This window comes from Bacillus sp. AR2-1 (assembly GCF_008368755.1).
Classification (GTDB): Bacteria; Bacillota; Bacilli; order Bacillales; family Bacillaceae_G; genus Bacillus_A; species Bacillus_A wiedmannii.
The window spans coordinates 57,392-81,246 of record NZ_QORY01000036.1 but is presented as its reverse complement, the minus strand read 5'-3'; the positions used below and the strand labels follow the sequence as shown (position 1 = coordinate 81,246).

Genomic DNA, 23,855 nt, shown 5'->3' with positions numbered 1-23,855 from the left:
CGTTCAGTTTTCAAAGAACTTGTCTGCCGCTTCAGAAGCGACTTCATCATATTAACATCTTCATTTTTCGATGTCAACTACGTTTTAAAATTTCTTTTTTGTCGTTTTCTGCGTTTCCGCGTCAGCGACGTTTATTAATATACCATCATGATTTTTAAATAACAAGTGTTTTTTTAAAAAAACACAAAAAAATATCCATCCTACTTTCTTCTATATAGAGACACCTCCTCCCATCTATGGAAAACAGCTATTTAAATTGTATACCAATACACTCTAGTTAACCAAACTGTATTTCATAACCCCTTCCTAGATTTTCATTCTCTTCTATATTAAAGCCCTGATCATTTACTTCTCTATAGACTAACAATATAAAAAACAAATCAATCCAAACTAAAAAAATAGATTCACCACTTCCTACATAAAGCAAACATGCCGATTTTTAATTTTGTTCCTCCACACAAACTATTAATTGAACGAATCGGTTGTTTACAGACAGCTCGATTAGGTAATAGTCTTATCGCTCGGCGAATAGCGGAATAAATAACGAAATTCCAACAAAAACATAAACTTAAGATTATTGTTAGAATTTTTTTACATTTAATTAATGAAAAATATCCATTTTTTGTTATATAGTAAGGAAGGACGTACTCAACTATAAATAAACCAATGGAGGAATTACTTTATGGATAGGTTAACAAAGTTTTCATTAAAAAACCGCGCCGCTGTTATCATCATGGTTTTTCTCATTTCCGTACTTGGCGTTTATTCCGGATCTAAATTACCTATGGAATTTTTACCAAGCATCGATAATCCAGCAGTCACTGTCACAACCTTATCTCAAGGACTCGACGCTGAAGCGATGACAAAAGAAGTAACTGATCCCCTCGAAAAACAATTTCGCAATTTAGAACACATCGACAGCATCACCTCTTCTACGCACGAGGGGTTATCACGTATCGATATCGCGTATACATCCAAAGCAAACATGAAAGACGCAGCACGCGAAGTTGAAAAGGCCATTAACACAATTAAATTACCTAAAGATGCAACTAAACCCATAGTTAGCCAATTAAATACTTCTATGATTCCACTCGCTCAAATTGCTATCCAGAAGCAAAACGGATTTTCAAAAGCAGATGAAAAACAAATCGAAAAAGAAATCGTACCACAACTCGAAAGCATTGATGGTGTTGCCAACGTTATGTTTTTCGGAAAATCAGCCTCTGAATTATCTATCATACTAGACCCAAACCAATTAAAAGATAAAAACGTAACAACAGAACAAATATTAAAAGTTTTACAAGGAAAAGAAACTTCTACTCCAGCTGGAGCAATTACCGTTAATAAAGAAGAATATAACCTTCGTGTCATTGGGGATATAAAAAATGTAGATGATATTAAAAACATAACCGTTGCACCTCAAGTAAAATTGCAAGATGTTGCTCAAATCGAACTTAAACAACACTACGATACAATCTCGCATATAAACGGAGAAGAAGGAACCGGATTAATCATCATGAAAGAGCCAAGTAAAAATGCAGTTGCAATCGGAAAGCAAATCGATAAGAAAATCAAAGATATAAGTAAACAATATAAAGATCAGTTTTCTATTAAACTTTTAGCCTCAACTCATGAGCAAGTTGAAAATGCTGTTACTAGTATGGGCAAAGAAGTAATTCTTGGAGCAATTGCTGCAACTCTAATTATCTTAATCTTTTTGCGTAACTTCCGAACGACACTCATCGCCGTTGTCAGTATTCCATTATCTATTTTATTAACACTCTTTTTACTACACCAATCTAACATCACACTTAACACCTTAACGCTCGGTGGTTTAGCAGTTGCAGTTGGACGTCTCGTTGATGATAGTATCGTTGTCATCGAGAATATTTTCCGTCGTTTACAAAAAGAATCTTTCTCTAAAGATATTATTCTCGATGCAACGAAAGAGGTCGCCGTCGCAATTACTTCTTCTACTTTAACAACAGTCGCTGTTTTCTTACCTATCGGCCTCGTATCAGGAGTAATCGGAAAATTAATGTTACCTATGGTATTAGCAGTTGTATATTCTATACTATCATCCTTAATCGTTGCACTAACAGTTGTTCCACTTATGGCTTTTTTACTACTCAAAAAAACAAAGCACAAAAAGCCAAGTTCTTCACCACGATATGTCGCTACATTAAAGTGGGCTCTTTCGCATAAATTCATTATTTTACTTACTGCTTTTTTATTATTCGCAGGATCGATTGCAGCCTATGTATTACTACCGAAAGCGAACATAAAATCTGAAGACGACACAATGTTATCTATTAATATGACTTTCCCAGCTGATTACGCTCCTGAAACACAAAAACAAAAAGCCTTCGATTTCGAAAAGAAATTACTTTCTAATTCGGATGTAACAGATGTTATTTTACGAATGGGATCTAGCGCAGAAGATGCACAATGGGGGCAAACGACAAAAAATAATCTTGCCAGTATATTTGTAGTCTTCAAGAAAGGCTCTGATATTGATCAATATATTAAAGAGTTAAAGAAAGAACATAAAGCTTTTGAGCCTGCTGAACTAGATTATATAAAAACGAGTTATTCAAGCTCTGGTGGTGGCAACAATTTGCAATTTAACGTAACAGCAACTAACGAAACGAATTTAAAAGAGGCTGCTACTATCGTCGAAACAAAACTAAAAGATATGGCTGCTCTCTCTAAAGTAAAAACAAATTTAGAAGACTCTAAGAAAGAATGGCAAATCCATGTTGATCAAACAAAGGCCGAACAACTAGGCTTAACACCAGAATTAGCAGCACAACAAGTAGCATTCCTTATGAAGAAATCACCTATTGGTGAAGTTTCAATCAATAATGAAAAAACAACTATTATAATAGAACACAAAAAAGAAAACATCACTAAACAAGAAGACATTTTAAACACAAATATACTATCACCTATCAATGGACCAATTCCTTTAAAAGACATTGCAACTATTTCAGAAAAGAAACTTCAAACAGAAGTCTTCCATAAAGACGGAAAAGAAACGATTCAAATTACTGCCGAGGCCTCAAATGAAGATTTAAGTAAAGTAAGCGCAGAAGTAAACGAAACGATAGCTAACTTAGACTTACCTAGCGGCGCAAAAGTAACTATTGCAGGTGCAACTGAATCTATGCAAGAGAACTTCACAGATTTATTCAAAATTATGGGGATTGCAATCGGGATTGTATATTTAATTATGGTTATCACCTTCGGACAAGCGCGCGCTCCTTTTGCAATTTTGTTCTCCTTACCATTAGCTGCTGTTGGCGGTATTTTAGGATTAATCATTTCAGGAACACCCGTTGATGTAAATTCCTTGATCGGCGCATTAATGTTAATCGGGATTGTCGTTACAAACGCTATTGTATTAATAGAAAGAGTGCAACAAAATCGGGAACACGGAATGGAAACAAGAGATGCCTTACTAGAAGCGGGATCCACTAGATTACGTCCAATCATTATGACAGCTATAACAACAATCGTCGCTATGCTCCCTCTCCTATTTGGTCAATCGCAAGCAGGAAGCATGGTATCAAAAAGTCTTGCCGTCGTTGTCATCGGTGGTTTAGCAGTCTCAACCGTTCTTACATTAGTAGTCGTTCCAGTTATGTATGAACTATTAGATAAAATCGGGAGAAAAAGACGCTCTCGTAGAAAAATAAGCACTTCCACAGAAACACCTGATATTTAAAAGAAAAGCGTTATCTTCATGAATGAAGATAACGCTTTTCTCTACCTACTCATATAATCCATCATTTTTTGAGCATATCGCTCTAGAGGTTTATCAGAATCTACAATAAGATATTCAGTATTCGAAGGTCTCTTACTACCATCTAACCACTTTTTAAAAGCTACTTCCGAATCCACTTTTCCAATCTGACTGGCCATACGTTTACGTGTTTGCAGCCTATGATTAATCTCTTCCATATCATTAAGGTAACACTCGATATATTTATATTTTACACCATGTTTATTAGACAATTTTATTCCTTTTTCAACCATCCCTTCATATAGACACGGACTATCCAATATAACACTATGCCCTTGTTCTAAATAAGAATCGATCAATGCCCATTCAATATCGTATGATACTCCTCCAACAATTGTCGATTCAACCCCTTTCATTTCTAATGATTGTAACAATGCCGATTTCAAAACGTCATGATCTACAATTACAGCACCTGTTAACTTCGCTATATACTTAGAAACTGTCGATTTTCCCGATCCAGGAAAACCTGACATTTGTAGAAAAAACAAATTAACTTCTCCTCTCATCTGTACCTATTCATCTATATAATCAATTACAAATTCAACAATCATTACATCCATTCCTTCTATATTAAAATACAAAAAGAACTCTCTACTTATAAGTAGAGAGTTCTTTTTGTATTTTATGCTGCTTTTACCTTCTTCGTCGTTTTACTTTTTCTTTTCGTTCCTGTAAAACGCTTATGCAATATAGATGCTACCAAGCGCGAAATAACATTGAATAGTAATACCATAATAATTAATACAGCTGCAGATTTTGTCGCAATCAACTTTGCATCCGGAATAACTCCTTCAGAATTTAACTTCCAAATGTGAACCGCTAACGTTTCAGCTGGTCTAAATGGATTTAGAGGATGGGCAGGACTTGAGAAGTCCGCTGCTGAATTTAAAATCGGGGATGTTAAACCCGCTGTGTAAATTAACGCTGCCGCTTCACCAAATATACGACCTGCCGCTAAAATAATACCTGTAATAATTTGCGGTAATGACGACGGAATAATGATACGAGCAATTGTTTGCCATTTCGTTGCACCTAATCCAAGACTTGCCTCTTTTACATTATGAGGCACTTCTGAAATCGCATTTTCACAAACACGTGTTAAACCTGGTAAGTTTAAAATAGTTAAAGCAAGAGCACCGCCCATTACTGTGTATCCCCAGCCTGTCATTGTAACGAACACTAACAAACCGAATAAACCAACAACAATAGAAGGTAAAGACGCCATTGTCTCAATACATAAACGAACAAAATTTAAGAAACGCCCTTGTTTTGCGTACTCTGCTAAATATATTCCAGCACCTAACCCAAGAGGAATAGATATAACAAGCGTTATCACAAGCATGTAGAAGGAATTGAATAACTGTGGACCAATCCCACCACCAGCTCTTGTATTACTTGGTTCTCCAAACAAGAAATCAGGATCCCAAAATCCCCATCCCTTTTGCAGAATTTCAAACACTAGGAATACTAGCAGAGCTACAACTAAAGCTGCAACTGCGTAAAAGATACCTGTCCAAATTTTATTTACCGTTCTTGCATTCATTATTATCGCTCACCTCTTTGCCCAATCGCTCGAATTACTAAAATAAACAGGAATGAAATAACAAGTAAAATCATCGCTAAAGTCCATAGCGCATTGTTCCAAGCAGTTCCGTTCAATGTATTTGTCATGTCCATTGTCAAAATACCAGTTAACGTCGCTGTCGGACTATATATTCCTTCTGGTAATTTAATTGTGTTCCCGATTACCATTTGAACCGCTAATGCTTCACCAAAAGCACGCGCTAAACCTAAAACAACACCTGTTAAAATTCCTTTTTTCGCAGCAGGAACAATCACTCGGCTAACCGCTTGCCATTTCGTTGATCCTAGACCGTAAGAAGCTTCTAAATAATCAAATGGAACAGAGCGTATTGCATCAGAAGCGATACTAGCAATAGTAGGTAAAATCATAATACTTAATACAACAATACCTGCAATTAAACTAAAGCCCACTCCCCCGAACGAATCACGTAATAGTGGCACTAAAATCGTAACCCCTAATAATCCGTATACAACCGAAGGAATACCAACTAATAATTCTAAAACGGGCTTCAATACTTTATTTCCAAACTTTGGCGAAATTAAATTCATGAATATAGCAAGAGCTATAGCAATTGGCGCACTAATAATAACCGCACCTAACGAAACCACCGTTGAACCTACAATAAAAATCAAAGCCCCGAAGGTTCCTTCGTCAGCATTTGGATTCCATTTTGTCGATGTTAACATCTCAGTAAATGAGATACCACTTTGTGTAAAAGATTGAATACCTTTACCGCAAATAAACGCAATAATAGCTAATGTAATTAAAACAATAAAAATACCACAAAACGTAACAAGCGATCTTCCTATATATTCACTTTTTACGTAATTAATTTGTTTTTTCCCCTTCATCACAGGTCAGACCCCACTTCATAGATTGAAATGAACAGGACTGGCCTTGCAGCCAGCCCCATAAAAATTTATTACTTATTTAATTTAGACATTGGGATGTAACCCATATCTTCTACTTGCTTTTCAAAGTCTTTGCCTTTTACATAATCAATGTAAGCTTTCGTTGCTTCTTTCGCTTCACCTTTTGTTACCATGTACTCGTAAGACCAGAATGGATATTTACCAGACGAAATGTTTTCAACTTTTGGTTCAGAACCATCAATTTTCACTGTTTGTAGCGCACCTTTTTTATCGCCAACCATGTAAGACATTGCTAAATAACTTACTGAACCTGGAGTAGAATTGATCGCTTGCTCTACTGCACCGTTAGAATCTTGTGTTGTACCAGTTCCATCATTAATTTTCGCTTTTTTCATAACTGTCTTTTCAAATGTAGCACGTGTACCAGATGAAGCTGGACGGTTAATTACGTTGATTTTTTCATCTTTCCCGCCTACCTCTTTCCAGTTTGTTACTTTCCCAGTGAAGATATCTTGTACTTGTTGCACTGTTAAGTTATCAACTTTTACATCTTTATTTACGACAAGTGCGAATGCAATACCCGCAACCTTGTTATCTACTAATTCTTTCGCTTTTTCAGCATCTTTTATTTTATCTCCCGACGGAACATCTGAATTACCAATTTGTACTGCACCCGATGCTACTTGGTTAATCCCAGTTCCACTACCGCCACCTTGCACTTGAATAGAAACTTTTGAATTTTTCTCCATGAATTTCTTTCCAGCTTCCTCCGCAAGAGGTAGAAGAGCTGTAGAACCAGCTGCTGCAATCGTACCTGATAATTCTTGTTTTGTATTATCGCTTCCTTTAGCAGGTTCTTTACTAGCTGTATCATCTGCTTTCCCACATCCAACTAACGCTCCTGCCACCACTAAAGCCGCTAAAGAAAATTTAATACCTTTTTTCATAATCATGTCTTGTACCCCCATTTGGATTATCACTTTTCGAATTCATTTTCTTTCGAACACAAATTCATTGTAGGACAACAATATTATGTGAGTGTTAAGCAATTTTTAATTTTAAGTAAATGACGATAATAACCCTTAAAAGCTAGGAATCCCAACATTTATAGTTAAAGAACCCAACAAAATCCACACTAATTAAGCAGTAATGTAAATTTATTCTTAACAATGTAAATTCAATGTAAATGTTTTTCACTCTTTTCTCCTTTTAATTAAAAATACATTTACAAAGCCATTGTATTTTTTAACTTTTACACTCTTACTTCATTTACATTCAACAGAATTTCAGTAATATTTTTTAGTACAACTAAATAAATTGGAACAATTCTAAAAATAATTGAATATTTTTAAAGTACTAATTGACAGCATCATCCAATGTAGTCTAGTATATTAGTAGCAAAAAGTTTACCTAAGGAAACTTTTTAAACTTAAACTAACAATATAGAGATGAGGTAACTTTTATGGTATCGGCTAATAAAAAACCACTTTCCGAATTTAAAACAGGAGAGTTTGTACAAATTGAGAAGATACAATTAGAAGGAACTATGAAACGACGTTTATTAGACTTAGGATTTATCCCTGGGGCAACAATTAAAGTATTACAGCGCAGTCCACTTGGAGATCCGGTCGCTTATCAAGTAAGCAATACAACTATCGCACTACGTAAGGAAGAAAGTTCCCTTATTTTCGGGGTATTAATAGGAGATGATTTCAGATGAGCAAACATCGTATTGCTTTAGCTGGCAACCCGAACACCGGGAAAAGTACATTATTTAATACTTTAACAGGCTTAAAACAACATACTGGAAACTGGACGGGGAAAACTGTTTTAAAAGCTGAAGGGGAATACGAACATAACGGAAGTAAATATACATTAATAGATTTACCTGGAACTTACTCACTATATTCAAATTCTGCGGATGAAGAAGTAGCAAGAGATTATATTATATTTGAAAAACCAGAAGTAACTGTCGTTGTTATAGATGCAACTGCAATGGAAAGAAATTTAAATTTAGCACTCCAAGTGATGGAAATGACAAGCAACGTAGTTATTTGTATTAATTTAATTGATGAAGCGGAGAAGAAAGGCATCGTTATTGATGAAAAGAAATTAGCAAAATCGCTCGGTGTACCTGTAGTTAAGATTTCCGCTCGTAACCGAGTAGGTATTGGGCATTTGCTAAGTGTTATCGCTAAAGTAGCAAATAAAAAACTAATTCCGACACCAATTAAGGTTTCTTACAGTGAAAAAATCGAAAGTATGATTCAAGAATTAGAACCACAAATTTATAAAGTGTTCGGTGATACGTATCCAGCACGTTGGATTGCGTTACGTATATTAGATGGAGATAAAAATTTCTTAACTACACTTCAAAAACACCATAATGAACCACTTGTAAGGGAGGTCGTAATGAATGGAATCTCACTCAGCCAGTAAAGCTCTTCCATTAGACTATATTATTCAACATGCACAAGCACTTTCAAAAGAAGATATACGAGATGATATTGTTGGAGATATTTATCGAACATCTGCAAGCATATGTAAAGAGTCTGTTCAATATACAAATACTGATAAATTGTATCGTTCTGAAAAACTAGATAAAATTTTCACATCTCCCATCTGGGGATTCCCAATTATGCTCGGTATTTTATCTATTATTTTTTATCTTACAATTGCAGGCGCTAACGTACCGTCTGATATGATTGCTGAATTCTTCGGATGGGCCGAAGGATATTTAACATCTTGGTTCCAGGCAGCACATGCACCTGAATGGTTACATGGCATTTTAATACTTGGTTTATTCCGTGGTATCGGTGCTGTTATTAGCGTTATGTTGCCACCTATGGCAATCTTTTTCCCTATGTTCGCACTATTAGAAAACTACGGATACTTACCACGTGTTGCATTTAATATGGACCGTTTATTCAAACGCTCCGGTGCACATGGCAAACAATCTTTAACAATGGCAATGGGCTTTGGTTGTAATGCAGCCGCTATTATGTCAACACGTATTATTGAATCCCCACGTGAACGTATGCTCGCAATCTTAACAAACAACTTTGTTCCTTGTAACGGTCGCTGGCCTATGTTAATTTTAATGGCTTCATTATTTATGGCCGCCGGTTATACAGGTAGTATGCAAACATTAGTTACTGCTGGCGTTGTAGTTGGGATGGTTGTAATTGGTGTTATTATGACATTAACTGTTTCTTGGGTACTATCAAAAACAGCTTTAAAAGGTGTGCCAACTCACTACACTCTTGAGTTACCACCGTACCGTAAGCCAAAAGTTTGGAATACAATTGTACGTGCAACACTCGATAAATCTATTTATGTTTTAAAACGAGCTATCGTTGTAGCAGCTCCTGCGGCTGCATTGACTTGGTTACTTGCTAACATTTTCATCGGTGACACAAGCTTACTTATGTATTTTGTAAACTTCCTAGATCCATTCGCTAAAATGTTAGGACTTGACGGTTTTATTCTAGCTGCGTTCATTCTTGGACTACCAGCTAATGAAATTGTTATCCCGATTTTATTAATGTCTTATTTATCAACTGGAGCTTTAACTGAAATAGATGATTTTAATCAAATTAAAAATCTATTCTTAGAAAATGGTTGGACTTGGTTAACAGCGTTAAACACAATGTTGTTCTCACTTCTTCATTTCCCATGTGGAACAACACTGGTTAACATATATAAAGAAACAAAAAGTGCAAAATGGACATTCTTATCGTTTGCAATCCCTACCGTTATCGCCATTGTTGTGACATTCCTCTCTACACAATTGGTACATTGGTTAGGGCTTGTATAAAAACAAAGCATACATAGAAGGCATCCCCCTTCACATATGCTTTGTACAAAAGAAACCTGAAATTATTCAGGTTTCTTTTTTTGCGCATCAGTATTCCAAGGCTGTGCTCCATACATTGTGAGTTTCTTATGAATAAAGTATATAGCTCCCGGAAGAACCGCCATTAATATCGTGCAACTAATCCCTAGACCAGTAAACAACTTACATCACCTTATTTCACTCTTTTCGGTAAGGCTGAACCAGAATGCTCAATGGTCGGATGAACATGAACAGTAACCTCAGCATTACTAAAGTAATTTTCACCTTGATCCCAATTCTTATCTATCTTCTTCCATTCTTTATAATTATGCCGCTTATATACTTCTCCTAACGCTAATACATCTACCTTATATTTTTTTTGAACAAGCTTAATCGATTTTTGGATACGCTTCTCCATTTCCTCCGCAATTGTTTTCTTCAATCGACTTTCATTCATAATTTGTTTATGATCACTAAAGTGTACCTCAGCTAAAGTACCTTCAAAAGATAAATGAATATCAAACTTCGGTTTTGTGACATCTTCTGTAGATACTTTAATCTTTCGGTGCATCTTATGAATTTCATATGTAATAAGCTGGTCTTGCTTACGGATCGTAAAGAATCCGCCAATTTTCTTACCTATTACATAATTCATTCCTAATGTTTCTTCTCCATCCAAACTGCCTACACACTTATTATCCTTCCCACGAAACAACGCTGCACCGTTCATTTGCACCCCTTGTTTCGTTAGTTCAAGAATAGGTAATACGAAACTTCGATTAGCAATCATTTTTTGCTGCACCTCACCAATTCTTGCAGCCTCAATCATTTGAGCATTTTTCGGAGGATGTTCAGCTAGCATATCAATATACTGCGCCGGTAAATTTTCAGGCTTCGCACTCTGCTTCAAAATAGCTTCTGCATCTTTCTTAGAAACGAATAAACGAATATTCCTTCTCATCTCATGATCACGAATATACACATCTAACGTATTTTGCAAAACATATGGATTAGCTAATAAATCTTTAGAAAAAATTATCACTTGTATATGCGGAAAGAATAATGAGCGACTAATTTTTTTTGCGATAATTCTTATTTGCTCAAAAACACTATCTGCTTTCGCACTAACATTAATATAATTCTCACTATCCCCACCACCTTGTCCACCTTGCTGCGCTAGCTTACTGGGAAGCACCATCTGATACGTCCCTTTCATAATCGGATTCGATTTCTTTTTTTTCACAATATCATAAGCTGCACCTACTACAAATCCTCTTTCTTCTATTTCTTCTAGCTCAGAGCATCCACTTATCGATCCCGCTAACACTAGCAGCATTATAATTTTAAGAAGGTGTTTCATTCCTACCATTCCTTCTTTTTATTTTATATACAATAAAAACTAACAAAGGTGCTAACACGACAAAGCCCATATCTATCCAAGCTAAATACGTTCCGTAACTTGATAAAGTAGTTAAATTACCAGGGATCATATTCAGCATAAAAATCATAGGAGCACTTACGAAAATAAAGATATGCTTCTTAACTTTCGGAAACATGGCACAAAACAATAGAGATGCGACGTCATAATACATGGCTGTCGTGTTATAAATCGTAATAATCCAAGTCGTAAAAAAAATCGCATCGAATCTTTCTAAAAACCCCCCACCAATTTCGATTTCCTTCCCTAATTCAATCGTTGGATATGTTAATCCACGGGTTGTCATATATGTAAATACACTAATACAGGTTAAATAAATTAAAATATAAGACAAGACGTTTACCATCACAGCTTTCGCAACTGCCATCGGCGCTTTTTTTGCCGTCTCGTTTAACATCACTGCATAAAATAAAGCTACCTCAAATCCAATAAACGTAAAAATAGAATTTTTAACTCCAACAGCATATTGACTGACGTCCGTTTGAAAAGCAGGTAGTAAATTATCTACTTCCATTAAGTTCACATTCAATAAAGAAAGCAGCACGATCGCAATTAAAACGATAGGTAAAAATAAAACATTTAGCCTTAATAATGCAGCTCTAGATCCAGCAATTCCATAAACAACGACTAACAAAAAAAAGAAAGATAACAATTGTATCGGTGTATCACTAAACAAATACGTTTGTGAAATAATTGCAATTTTCCGGGACTCATATGCCGTCAAAGCAACGAATGTTAACACTAAAATAATACTAATGGTGTATGCAACAGGCTTCGTCAAATGTTCACTCGTATATTGAACAAAATTTTGTTTTGGGAATAAAATAGCCACTCGAGTCACAAACCAACCTAAACACGCACATATCAATCCGCCAAGAAGTAAAATAATCCAACCATCCGAAAACAAAGTTTGGTCAGCAATATCTCGTGGCATAGATAGTGCACCTATACCAATAATCGTTGACGATACCGCAAAACCCAGCTCCCGAGATCCAATTTCTTCATCGCCATACTCAAATGGTTTCAATTATTCTCCCTCCTTTGGACGTATTGTAGAATCTTTCGTTTGTAAGTACTCTGGTCTATCTTTCAACATTGATTTGGGCATGCGAATAATTTCTTCTTTCCAATCTTTATAAAATGCAGGAGCGATAGGCGTTGTATACGGCACCCCGACACTCTTCAAATTCGTAATATGAACCGCAAGTGCAATAAGAGCTAAAATAATTCCATACAAACCAAAAGCAGTCGCCGCTAAAACAAAGACAAAAAGTAAAATCCGAAACGTAATCGTAATACTATATACAGGCAGTGAAAATGTAGCAATAGCTGTAACCGCAATAATGATAACTAAAAACGGATTTACAATTCCTGCGTTCACCGCTGCTTCTCCGATTACAAGACCACCTACAATCCCAATTGTTTGACCCATCGGTTTTGGCAACCTAATTCCCGCTTCTCGTATTAACTCCATCGTTAATGCCATCATTAACGTTTCTATATAGGCGGGAAACGGAACACCTTCCCTTGCCCCAGCAATTGAATAAGCCAGTTTAGAAGGGATAAGTCCTTGGTGATATGATACGAGAGCTACATACATCGCTGGCATTAAAACTGCAACTATTCCAGAACCCATCCGCAAAATTCTTAATAAAGTCCCAATTACCCAGCGCTCATAATGATCTTCCACAGATTGAAAAATATCAACAAATACTAGCGGAGCTATAAGGGCAAACGGTGATCCATCCACCAAAATAGCTGCCTTTCCTTTCGCTAATGAGGCCACAATATTATCAGGTCTTTCCGTATTCAAAAACTGCGGAAACGGTGACAAATTATTATCTTGAATTAATTGCTCAATCGTACCCGTCTCAAAAACAACATCTGTCACTATGGATTGAAGACGCCGATCTAGCTCTTTTACAATGTAAGGGTTAATAATGTCTTCTATATATACTAACGTCACTTCTTTTTGGGATCTCTTCCCCATAATATAAGATTGAAACCTCAGCTTCGGGTCACGTAAACTACGGCGAATTAACATTTTATTCACGTTAATATCTTCATTTAACCCAATCCTCGGTCCACGTATTAAATCTTCTGTTACTGGCGGTTCTAAACTTCTTTTTTCCCACGCTCTACTATTAATCACGATAGCGGTTTGAATATTATCAATTAATATAACGGTATCTCCCGCTAAAATCGCATTTATAATATCCGGAAACGTTGTCTTCTTACCAACTTCCGCAATAGAAATAAAACGATCTAATAACGTTTGAACAACAGCTTCTTCTTTTTGTACTTCTTCATATTGAAGTGTACGAACTACATATTTATAAACATTATCCTTATCTGTTAACCCACATAAAAAAATAACCGCACAGCGTGTAAAACTACCAGCAAGGGCAACTTCCCTAATTGTTAAATCATTAGGCGAACCTAACTCATCCCTAATTTCTTTCATAACTTCAAATAAGTTACCTTTTAACTCTAACAATTCCCCCACCTAACTTCCTTTTCAACAAGTTTTTAGTTAGATTCCGCTAATAGAAGAAAATATATACAAAAAAGAGCTATCTCTTTTCAAAGATAGCTCTAGCACACGGATTACTTTTCTACTATTATATTGTCTGTCTTTATAGACACATTTCTCGTGAACCCGCTAACGATAAACATCACAATCATATTCATTAACAATGCGACTATACCTACATTTAAATCTTTTATATATTGAGGGAAAGCTGGAAACATCGTAGCTATAGTTGAACCAGATAAAGTAATATATGCGACCACTAACAACCCAATCCCCATCCCTGCAATTGCCCCTTGCTTCGTAATAACTTGACGTGGAAACAAACTACATACAAGTGCAGGGAAAAGTTGTGTCACTATACTATATCCCATTAAAAGAAGTGCACCTATTGTTTCTCCACCTTTAAAAGTGAACAAAACAGCTACAAGCGTTACTACAGGCACAAATAATTTTGCCACTTTAGCAACTTGTCTATCTGAAGCAGATGGGACCATTGTTCGGTAAATGTTTTTTGCTAATAAAGTAGACGCCGCCATAACAAGCATGGAACCCGGAACTAATGCTGTTAATACTCCTGCACTACCAATAATCCCAATAAACCATGGATCAAATGTTTGAAGAGCGAGACGGAATAACGAAAGGTCTACATCCCCTCCCTTTAACCCCGGAACTTGCAGTATAGCAGCAAAACCTGCAAAGAATACGAAAAGCAATACTAAAGAATAAAGGGGCATGATCGCCGCATTTTTCCTAAATACTTTTTCATTTTTTGCAGAGAAAGCAGAAGCAAATGTATGGGGCCACATATAGAAACCGAGAGCTGTTAATACAATAGTAGAAACAAACCAAGAAATGCTCATCCCTTCATCAGGTAAAGATAAAAATCCTGGTTTCGCTGCTTCTACCGCTTCAAACATCGGCTGAAATCCCCCGTAATAATGGTACGGTAAATATATACCTAAAAACATAACGATAAACAGTATCATAATATCCTTCAAAGCTGCTGTCCAAGCAGAGCCGTGTATACCTGAAACCATTACATATATCGTTATAACAATTGCACCAATCCACACTGCAATAACCGGTGATACCCTTCCGTAAGATGCTTCCGAAACGATAATTCCTAATCCTTTTAACTGTAAAACAAGGTATGGAATAATCGAAATAGCCCCAATGACAGAAACGATAATGCCAAGTGTCTGACTCTTATATTTCTTCACAAAAAAATCTGGCTGCGAAACAAGATTATGCTCTTTCGCATACTTCCAAACTGGCGGCAATAAAAAGTAAGATAAAATATAAGCTAGTGCACCATAACCTAAAATATAGAAAGTAGGTGCTCCTTTACTATACGCCCATCCACTTCCGCCTAAAAATGTAAACGTCGTATAAATTTCACCTGCCATAAGAAGAAAAACAAAAATAGTGCCAAATCCTCTTCCACCAACTGACCATTGCTCTAAATTCATATCTTTTCCATGTTGTGCCCGAATTCCTAAAAATAGTGCAAGAAACAAAAATAATATAATGATAAGTAATGCGATCATTTTACATCCCCCTTATTAGCAGGATCAAATACGTACACAAGTCCCATACAAAGAGACGTAATGAGCACCGATAATAATACCCAAAACAATAAAAATGGCATCCCTAATACGTAAGGAGTAACTGAATTAGCAAATACAGGTCCAATAACTAAACAAAAAACTGGAATAAGCGCTAATACGTGTATTTTCTTCATCTCATTCTCCTTTACTTATAAAATTCATAATGGATGATACAAAGACTTCCACACCAATCGGTAATGCATCTTCATCAATCGTAAAACGAGGATGATGGTGAGGATATATAATTCCTTTCTCGTTATTTCCCGCTCCGATAAAAAAGAATGTACCTGGCGCCTTTTGTAAAAACGCTGAAAAATCTTCTCCAGCCATCGTCGGCTGTAAACGAGTAACTTGCTCTCTTCCATAAAGCTGTAATGCTGTTTGCTCAATAATCTCTGTAACTTCATAATCATTTACTACTGGTCGATATCCATATTCATAAGAAAATGTATATTTCGCCCCGTAAGATTCCGTCACATGCTTCACAATTCGTTCAATCCTTTTCTCTGTTTCTTCTCGCAACTCATGTCTTAAACTCCGCACTGTCCCTTCAATCTCCGCTTGTTCTGGGATCACATTATGGGTTGTCCCAGCATGAAATTGCGTAACAGATACTACAAGGGGATCTAATGGATTCGTGAGGCGAGATACAATGTGCTGAAGTTGCGAAACAACTTGTGTACCGATTGCAATGCTATCAACCGTTTCATGAGGGATTCCAGCATGTCCACCTTTTCCTTCTATCGTAATTTTAAAAACATCTGGGGCTGCCATTGCAGGACCATAAATTACACCTATTTTACCAACCTCTAACGATGCCCAAAGGTGAGCACCAATAATATAATCCACACATTCCATTACACCCACTGCAACCATTTCCTCTGCGCCGCCAGGAAAGTTTTCTTCTGCATGTTGGAAGAGAAAACGAATCTCTCCTTTAATCTTCTCTCTTTCTTCTACTAACTTATGTACGACCCCAAGTAATATCGCTATATGTCCATCATGGCCACATGCATGCATCACACCTGGATATGTAGAAATAAAATCAAACTCATTTTCTTCATGAATAGGAAGCGCGTCCATGTCAGCACGAACCGCGATGGTTTTACCAGGTTGCTTACCAATTAACCTTGCCATTACACTATATTTAGTAGGTCTTGACACTTCTAAATATGGGATTTTTTGAAGTATATCGAATACAAACTGTGATGTTTTTTCTTCTTGAAAAGATAACTCTGGATACTTATGAAAATGCCTTCTCCACTCAATTAATTGATTTTTAGATAAAACCAGTTCCTTTGCAACATCCATTTCTCTTCGCCCCTTCTTCACCAAGTTAAATGTTATTATAGCGTGAATCGTTAACTTTTAAAAGAATCTTCTGAATTTTCCGTTATAATAATCCAAAAATAAAAAGCCATCAAAAAGATGACTTTTTCAGTATTATAAAATAGTAATCGCTTGTTTCCCCATTTGCTCCCAAGCTTTCTCAAACTCTGCTCGCGGAACAGCAAAACGCGGATTATTTTTAAGTGGATCATTTACATATACAAAGTTTTGATCATACCCAACTATTACTACACTATGTTCATAATATGTAATTTTCACTTCGCCAGAGCTTGTATTCCATGTTTCAAAACTACTCTCGGCTAGTGGCTTAAACGTTGTATTAATAATGACCCATACTGGCGAACCGGAACTAACTACTTTATACATATCTTGCACGTCTCTACCTGTTAAATTAACTACTTTTTCAGGAGCATATTTTTCTGCTAAATTAAAAATGGGTGGATTATATACACCATATCCTGGCTCTGCCTTCGTATAAATATTTCCAACGAACCCCTCATAAGGATTTCCACGTAAATCATTTTGTTCAAATGGAACACGATGAATTTCGCTAGCAAGTTGCATCTTATCTACTTGTATACCTTTGTATTGTAGCAACATAGCCAAACTTGTAACTTCACATCCACGAGGTAATTCTGGTAACTGCTTTATAAACGGAACATTTTCAATCATAGTCGCTTCTTTCATTTCAGATAAAAACTCTAAACGGAACACTTGCGCCTTTTGTATAATTTTATCTTTCCCTATAAAAAACGCGGCAGCAAATATAATTCCAAAAACAAAAAGATATTTTAACTTTTTCATTTTAAACAAAACTCCATTAATTATTATTTTACAGACATACCTCTTATCATTGTACCTTTCTTCTTACTAGTTTGCTAGAAAGATTCTATGAATTATTGTTCACACTTCCATCGTTATAAAATTCTAATTATTTTTAATAAAAAGAAAAAACAATATACTTTTCTGAATATTTTTGCTAAAATCAAAATAATTAACATAGTGAAGATATCACCTTGTTAATAAAAACATTCTTAGAGTATTTAGTCATAGTTCGCATTTTACATACTCCATTCATTTCATAATAAATAAGCCGAGTATGTGTCACATCCCCCACTAATGATTAAAAACTCGGAATGAAAATCAATTCATACATACAAGAAAATAACGGGGTGAGGGGCATATGAATCAACAAGTAGAACAAACAGATTTAAAACGAACAATGAAAAGTAGACACCTATTTATGATTGCACTTGGTGGTGTTATCGGAACTGGCCTATTTATGGGATCTGGTCAAATCGTCCATAACGCCGGTCCTGGTGGTGCTATTCTTGCATTTTTAGTCGGTGGATTTGTTATGTATTTAACGATGTTATGTCTTGGTGAATTATCAGTTGCTATGCCAGAAGCAGGTTCATTCCAAAGCTATGCAAGCAAATTTATTTCACCTGGTTTTGGATTTGTTGTCGGTTGGATGTATTGGTTAAATTGGGCTGTTACAGTTGGGGTAGAGTTAACAACTGTAAGTATTTTAATGAAACGTTGGTTTCCAGACGTTTCTTCGTGGATTTGGTGTGTTACATTTGCAGCAGCACTATTTCTTGTAAACGCATTATCAGCAAAAGCATATGCAGAAGCAGAATTTTGGTTCGCAAGTGTAAAAGTCGCAACCATTGTTATTTTCATCGTACTCGGTGGTGCAGTTATGTTCGGTCTACTAGACTTTAATGGAAAACCAGCGCCAATGCTTCACAATTTCACTGAAAATGGCGGATTATTTCCAAACGGTGCATTAGCTGTTCTTCTTACGATGATTACAGTAAATTACTCCTTCCAAGGAACAGAATTAATCGGAATTGCTTCAGGAGAAAGTGAAAACCCTGAGAAAACAATTCCAAAAGCGATTAAAAATACCATTTGGCGAACTCTCTTCTTCTTCGTCCTAGCAATATCAGTTGTTGTAGGTTTACTCCCATGGCAAGAGGCTAATCTAGTCGAAAGTCCATTTGTACTTGTATTTGATGTGGCTGGTGTTCCATATGCAGCTGACATTATGAACTTTGTTATTATTACAGCAGTATTATCCGTAGCCAACTCTGGTCTATACGCAAATTCTCGTATGCTTTGGGCGATGGCAAAACAAGGAATGGCAAGTCCAGCTTTTACGAAGTTAACTAAAAAAGGAGTGCCACTAAACGCATTAATTTTCAGTCTAATTTTTGCAAGTTTGTCTCTATTAACAAGTATATTTGCGGCAGATACTGTCTTTTTAGTTTTAACATCTATTGCAGCTATGGCCGCTGTCGTAGTTTGGATGTCAATCGCAGCTTCACAGTTTTTCTTCCGTAGAAATTTCTTAAAAAACGGCGGGGACATTAATGATTTAAAATATCGTACACCGCTTTATCCAATCGTTCCAATCGTAGCATTCTCACTCAATTTCATTACATTTGTTAGTTTAGCTTTCATTCCAGATCAGAGAATTGCTCTTTATTGTGGTATTCCATTTATGATTTTTTGTTACATTTTATACCAATTAAAATATAAAAAAGTTGTCACATTTGAACAACAAATAAATCTAAAAAAAGAAGTAAACTAAATATACAAAATATTCAGCTATCTTCCTTATCATAAGATAGCTTTTTTCTATTTCTTGGATATCTTGGTATAACTTTATTTATCTTAAAATTTCCACAATCACGTTTTTCACTGGAAAATAGTTTACAATGTTATCAAGTTACAAATGATATTCACCTTAAAAAGTGTGCATTTGTGTCTATTTTTTAACAATATCACAAAAACTATTGCCATCTATAAATTAATAGGTTTATATTGTTTTATTGGCATAGTTTCAATCCAAGGAGAAAGGAGATTTTCAATCGTGCAACTAAAGAAAACGTTTTGGAAGCTGGCTTCGCTTCTTCCGTTATCATTACTTCTGTTCCTCGGCGGCTGTGATAAGAAACTCGCAGTATTAAATCCGCAAGGACCTGTTGCAAAAGCACAGTATGATTTAATTGTTTGGTCATTCTTGCTTATGTCATTAATTATCGCAATTGTATTCATCTTGTTTACAGTCATCTTGATTCGTTATCGTGAAAAACCAGAGAATATGGACTACGAGCCACCTGAACAACACGGTAACACATTATTAGAAATTATTTGGACGCTTGTTCCTGTTATTATCGTTATCGCATTATCGATTCCAACAGTAAAAGCAACGTATGCTTCGGAAGAGGTTCCGGCAGAGTCCAAACATATTAAACCAGTTGAGATTTATGTTACATCTGCAAACTGGAAATGGTTATTCAGTTACCCAGAGGAAAAAATTGAAACCGTTAACTATTTAAACATCCCAGCTGGTGTACCAATTCAATTCAAACTGACTTCTGTCGGTCCAATGAATGCTTTCTGGGTACCAGAACTTGGTGGTATGAAGTACACTATGGATGGCATGATTATGGATCTTTATTTACAAGCTGATAAGCCTGGTTCTTACCTAGGCCGTAGTGCGAACTTCTCTGGTGAAGGATTCACACATATGGAGTTCGAAGTTGAAGCAAAAACTAAAGAGAAATATGACAAGTGGGTTAAAGAAGTACAACAAACTGCTCCTAAACTAACAGAAGATAAGTACAACGAAATTGTTAAACCTGGTGTAGTTGGTCGTATGACATTCTCTAGTCACCACTTAAGTTATGTAGATCCAAAATCACTTGAATATTGTGATTACAACTACTACAAAAACAAAAAATAATAGCTATTATTCCAACAGATTGGAGTGAACACAGTGAAGCTTGATGAATTCTTTGTCACAGGTGACCCGATTATTTACGGTGCAGACGCTTCTATCGTTCTTGTGACATTAGCAATCATTTTCGTACTAACAAAGTATAAAAAATGGAAATGGCTTTGGGACGAATGGTTAACAACTGTTGACCATAAAAAGATTGGGGCCATGTATATTATCTCTGCGGTTATCATGTTATTCCGTGGTGGTATGGACGGTTTAATGATCCGTGCACAGTTAACATTCCCAGAAACAACTTATTTAAATGCTGAACACTATAACGGAATCTTCACAACACACGGTACAGTTATGATTCTTTTCATGGCGATGCCATTCGTTATGGGATTAATGAACCTTGTAGTACCATTACAAATTGGTGCTCGTGACGTTGCATATCCGTTCTTAAATGCTTTAAGTTTCTGGTTATTCTTCGTCGGAGCAATGTTATTCAACATCGCTTTCGTAATCGGTGGTTCTCCAGACGCTGGGTGGACTTCTTACTTCCCAATGGCAGGTACAGAGTTTACTTCTGGTGTAGGAAATAACTACTACGCAATTGCATTACAGATTTCAGGTCTCGGTACGCTAATGACCGGTATTAACTTCCTTGTTACTATCTTAAAAATGCGTACACCTGGTATGACTTTAATGAGAATGCCAATGTTTACTTGGTCAATCTTAATTACAACAGTTATCATTATTTTCGCTTTCCCAGTATTAACAGTTGCTCTTGCATTAATGACATTTGACCGTCTATTCGATGCTCACTTCTTTACGATGGCGAGCGGCGGTATGCCAATGTTATGGGCCAACCTATTCTGGGTATGGGGTCACCCTGAAGTATATATCGTTATTTTACCGGCATTCGGTATTTTCTCTGAAATCATTAGTACATTCTCACGTAAACGTCTATTCGGTTACAGTGCGATGGTATACTCAATGGTTGCAATTTCTTTACTAAGTTTCGTCGTATGGCTTCATCACTTCTTCACGATGGGTGCAGGTCCAGCGGTTAACTCATTCTTCTCGATTTCGACAATGGCGATTTCGATTCCAACCGGGGTTAAGATCTTTAACTGGTTGTTTACACTGTATAAAGGACGTATTCGTTTTACAGTTCCAATGCTTTGGTCATTGGCATTTATTCCAAACTTCGTAGTCGGTGGGGTTACAGGGGTTATGCTTGGTATGGCAGCAGCTGATTATCAGTACCATAACAGCTACTTCCTAATTGCTCACTTCCACTACGTATTAATCGCAGGTACAGTATTCGCTATGCTTGCTGGATTCACATTCTGGTATCCAAAAATGACTGGTCATATGTTAAACGAACGCCTAGGTAAATGGACATTCTGGATCTTTATGAGCGGATTCAATATCTGTTTCTTCCCAATGTACTTCTTAGGTTTAGACGGTATGACTCGTCGTATGTACACTTACTCTGAAAGTCTTGGATGGGGATGGCTAAACCAAATCGCATCTGTTGGTGCGGTAATGATGGGTATTGGTTTCCTAATTCTTTGTTACAACGTAATTTGGAGTGCTCGTCACGGTGAACGTGACACAACTGGAGATCCATGGGATGGCCGTACACTTGAATGGGCAACTCAATCTCCTGTACAACATTACAACTTCGCGAAACTTCCTGAAATCAAAGAAGCTGATGCTTTCTGGTACATGAAAAAACGCGGAGAAACAGTTACACCAGCAGCAGAAGATATCAAACCAATTCACATGCCAAGTAACTCTGGTGTGCCTATTATTGCGTCTTTATTCTTCGGTCTTGCAGGTTTCGCATTAGTATTTAGCTGGTTCTGGCTTGCAGCAATCGGCGGCGTTGGTATTTTAGCTTGCTTAATCTATCGTTCGTTCGATTATGATGATGGCTACTACGTAAGCGTGGATGAAATTAAAGAAACAGAACATATAGCATGAGAGGTGAAATGATATGGCGGCTTTAGATAAAAGCTTACCTTTGGAATATCAATCCGAGCAAAGCAGATTGAATATCCTAGGATTTTGGATTTTTCTTGGGGCTGAAATTATGCTGTTCGCAACACTTTTCGCCTCTTATCTAGTACTTGCTGGTCGTACGGCTGATGGCCCAACTCCAGCGCAACTGTTTGAACTTAAAACGCTTTTAATTCAAACATTACTACTTTTAACAAGTAGTTTCACATGTGGTATCGTAATTCACGAAATGCGTAAGCACAACCAAAAAGCAATGCTTGGATGGTTCATCCTTACATTACTTTTAGGTGCAGGTTTCCTATTCTTTGAAATCGAAGAGTTCATTATGTACATCGGTGAAGGCGCAACAATTCAAACAAGTGCTTTCCTATCTGCATTCTTCGTTCTTCTTGGAACACATGGTGCCCACGTAACAGGCGGTATCATTTGGGCAACTTGTGTTATTATCCAAATTTTAAAACGAGGTTTAACACCAGTTACAGCGCGTAAAGTATTCATTATCAGCTTATATTGGCATTTCCTTGATCTAGTTTGGGTATTTATTTACACACTAGTTTACTTGAACGGGATGGTGGCGTAAATGGATCAAAATAACAACCAAGCAAACGGGCATGCGCATAGCGGATTCCCTTGGTCACACGTTTTCGGATTTATTTTATCGCTTGCACTAACGTTTCTAGCGTTATACGTGGCACTTTATACAAACTTGCCACTTTCAACGATCTTAACAACTATTATCGTAATGGCTGTTGCGCAAGCGTTGTTACAATTAATTATGTTCATGCATTTAAAAGAAGGAGAAGGAAGAGTTCAAATCCTTACAATGATATACAGTTTCTTCGTTGCAACTGCAACAGTTGGCTTAACTGTATGGATCTTCTTCTCAATGTAATGTACATGAAAAAGACTGCTGAGATTCCTCAGCAGTCTTTTTTTATCCCTCATTAACGAGCGTAAGACCCCAGGGGGATCTGCCCGTAAAAGCCTTCACTTTATACCCTCCCCTATTACATCCACATTACGGAATTAACAACAGAATCATGAAAAATATACTTATTATGACAAATTT

General features: G+C 36.5%; 21 protein-coding genes. 9 read left to right on the top strand and 12 right to left on the bottom strand.

Features of this window, described 5'->3' with window-relative positions:
• Positions 1-682: 682 nt before the first annotated feature.
• Positions 683-3,727 (top strand): efflux RND transporter permease subunit, encoded by a 3,045-nt coding sequence (locus DT250_RS29620; RefSeq protein ID WP_149214234.1) that lies wholly within the window; start codon positions 683-685, stop codon positions 3,725-3,727.
• A 41-nt stretch (positions 3,728-3,768) separates the two neighbouring features.
• Here DT250_RS29620 and DT250_RS29615 read toward each other — a convergent pair whose 3' ends face one another.
• From DT250_RS29615 to DT250_RS29600, 4 genes are all read right to left on the bottom strand, one after another.
• The gene (locus DT250_RS29615; RefSeq protein ID WP_088061944.1) at positions 3,769-4,293 is read right to left on the bottom strand and encodes a P-loop nucleotide/nucleoside kinase family protein; all 525 of its coding nucleotides are present in this window, start codon (positions 4,291-4,293) and stop codon (positions 3,769-3,771) included.
• A gap of 134 nt (positions 4,294-4,427) precedes the next feature.
• Positions 4,428-5,348 carry a phosphate ABC transporter permease PstA gene (gene pstA, locus DT250_RS29610; RefSeq protein WP_048562942.1) on the bottom strand — a complete coding sequence of 307 codons (921 nt, stop codon included), beginning with the start codon at positions 5,346-5,348 and terminating at the stop codon, positions 4,428-4,430.
• Between the two features lie 2 nt (positions 5,349-5,350).
• Positions 5,351-6,241: a phosphate ABC transporter permease subunit PstC gene (pstC, locus tag DT250_RS29605; protein ID WP_000676675.1), complete on the bottom strand. Its 891-nt coding sequence runs from the start codon at positions 6,239-6,241 to the stop codon at positions 5,351-5,353.
• A 71-nt stretch (positions 6,242-6,312) separates the two neighbouring features.
• On the bottom strand, positions 6,313-7,215 hold the full coding sequence (locus DT250_RS29600; protein ID WP_149214233.1) for a phosphate ABC transporter substrate-binding protein PstS family protein: 903 nt from the start codon (positions 7,213-7,215) through the stop codon (positions 6,313-6,315).
• A gap of 509 nt (positions 7,216-7,724) precedes the next feature.
• On the opposite strand from DT250_RS29600, the gene DT250_RS29595 reads away from it, so the two are divergent.
• From DT250_RS29595 to DT250_RS29585, 3 genes are read left to right on the top strand one after another with little or no spacing between them, the layout of a single operon-like run.
• On the top strand, positions 7,725-7,982 hold the full coding sequence (locus tag DT250_RS29595; RefSeq protein WP_000252986.1) for a FeoA family protein: 258 nt from the start codon (positions 7,725-7,727) through the stop codon (positions 7,980-7,982).
• Positions 7,979-8,701, top strand: a complete 723-nt coding sequence (locus tag DT250_RS29590) for a FeoB small GTPase domain-containing protein (RefSeq protein ID WP_061676308.1) — start codon at positions 7,979-7,981, stop codon at positions 8,699-8,701. Before DT250_RS29595 ends, DT250_RS29590 begins: the two co-directional genes overlap by 4 nt.
• Entirely contained in the window at positions 8,679-10,079 is a 1,401-nt protein-coding gene (locus DT250_RS29585) for a nucleoside recognition domain-containing protein (RefSeq protein ID WP_046953770.1), read from the top strand. The genes DT250_RS29590 and DT250_RS29585 overlap by 23 nt, the downstream gene beginning before the upstream one ends.
• Before the next feature lie 62 nt (positions 10,080-10,141).
• Here DT250_RS29585 and DT250_RS31935 read toward each other — a convergent pair whose 3' ends face one another.
• The 8 genes from DT250_RS31935 to DT250_RS29550 all read right to left on the bottom strand — a co-directional run bounded on the left by DT250_RS31935 (position 10,142) and on the right by DT250_RS29550 (position 17,829).
• A complete protein-coding gene (locus DT250_RS31935) occupies positions 10,142-10,279 on the bottom strand; it encodes a hypothetical protein (protein ID WP_061658275.1) in 138 nt (45 codons plus the stop codon).
• 11 nt (positions 10,280-10,290) lie between these two features.
• A complete protein-coding gene (locus tag DT250_RS29580) occupies positions 10,291-11,457 on the bottom strand; it encodes a Ger(x)C family spore germination protein (RefSeq protein ID WP_131933927.1) in 1,167 nt (388 codons plus the stop codon).
• Positions 11,441-12,562, bottom strand: a complete 1,122-nt coding sequence (locus tag DT250_RS29575) for an endospore germination permease (protein WP_149214232.1) — start codon at positions 12,560-12,562, stop codon at positions 11,441-11,443. The genes DT250_RS29580 and DT250_RS29575 overlap by 17 nt, the downstream gene beginning before the upstream one ends.
• Positions 12,563-14,041 (bottom strand): spore germination protein GerLA, encoded by a 1,479-nt coding sequence (gene gerLA / locus DT250_RS29570; protein ID WP_097906610.1) that lies wholly within the window; start codon positions 14,039-14,041, stop codon positions 12,563-12,565. It abuts the gene before it with no gap.
• Between the two features lie 101 nt (positions 14,042-14,142).
• On the bottom strand, positions 14,143-15,615 hold the full coding sequence (locus DT250_RS29565; RefSeq protein WP_097858410.1) for a sodium:solute symporter family protein: 1,473 nt from the start codon (positions 15,613-15,615) through the stop codon (positions 14,143-14,145).
• Positions 15,612-15,809, bottom strand: a complete 198-nt coding sequence (locus DT250_RS29560) for a DUF3311 domain-containing protein (RefSeq protein ID WP_087983279.1) — start codon at positions 15,807-15,809, stop codon at positions 15,612-15,614. Before DT250_RS29560 ends, DT250_RS29565 begins: the two co-directional genes overlap by 4 nt.
• A 1-nt stretch (position 15,810) precedes the next feature.
• Positions 15,811-16,986, bottom strand: coding sequence for an amidohydrolase (locus DT250_RS29555; protein WP_149214231.1), 1,176 nt, complete (start codon positions 16,984-16,986; stop codon positions 15,811-15,813).
• A gap of 132 nt (positions 16,987-17,118) precedes the next feature.
• Positions 17,119-17,829 carry a C39 family peptidase gene (locus DT250_RS29550; protein WP_098133817.1) on the bottom strand — a complete coding sequence of 237 codons (711 nt, stop codon included), beginning with the start codon at positions 17,827-17,829 and terminating at the stop codon, positions 17,119-17,121.
• A 379-nt stretch (positions 17,830-18,208) separates the two neighbouring features.
• Here DT250_RS29550 and DT250_RS29545 point away from each other — a divergent pair, with 379 nt between their 5' ends.
• The 5 genes from DT250_RS29545 (at position 18,209) to qoxD (ending at position 23,678) form a co-directional block, all read left to right on the top strand.
• Complete coding sequence (locus tag DT250_RS29545; RefSeq protein WP_001076072.1) at positions 18,209-19,624, top strand: amino acid permease; 1,416 nt, start codon at positions 18,209-18,211, stop codon at positions 19,622-19,624.
• 282 nt (positions 19,625-19,906) lie between these two features.
• Entirely contained in the window at positions 19,907-20,782 is an 876-nt protein-coding gene (locus DT250_RS29540) for a cytochrome aa3 quinol oxidase subunit II (RefSeq protein WP_046957295.1), read from the top strand.
• A 33-nt stretch (positions 20,783-20,815) separates the two neighbouring features.
• Complete coding sequence (gene qoxB / locus DT250_RS29535) at positions 20,816-22,750, top strand: cytochrome aa3 quinol oxidase subunit I (protein WP_000762383.1); 1,935 nt, start codon at positions 20,816-20,818, stop codon at positions 22,748-22,750.
• A 13-nt stretch (positions 22,751-22,763) separates the two neighbouring features.
• Positions 22,764-23,366, top strand: coding sequence for a cytochrome aa3 quinol oxidase subunit III (qoxC, locus tag DT250_RS29530; RefSeq protein ID WP_000729314.1), 603 nt, complete (start codon positions 22,764-22,766; stop codon positions 23,364-23,366).
• Entirely contained in the window at positions 23,367-23,678 is a 312-nt protein-coding gene (qoxD, locus tag DT250_RS29525) for a cytochrome aa3 quinol oxidase subunit IV (protein WP_000372611.1), read from the top strand.
• Positions 23,679-23,855 lie beyond the last annotated feature (177 nt).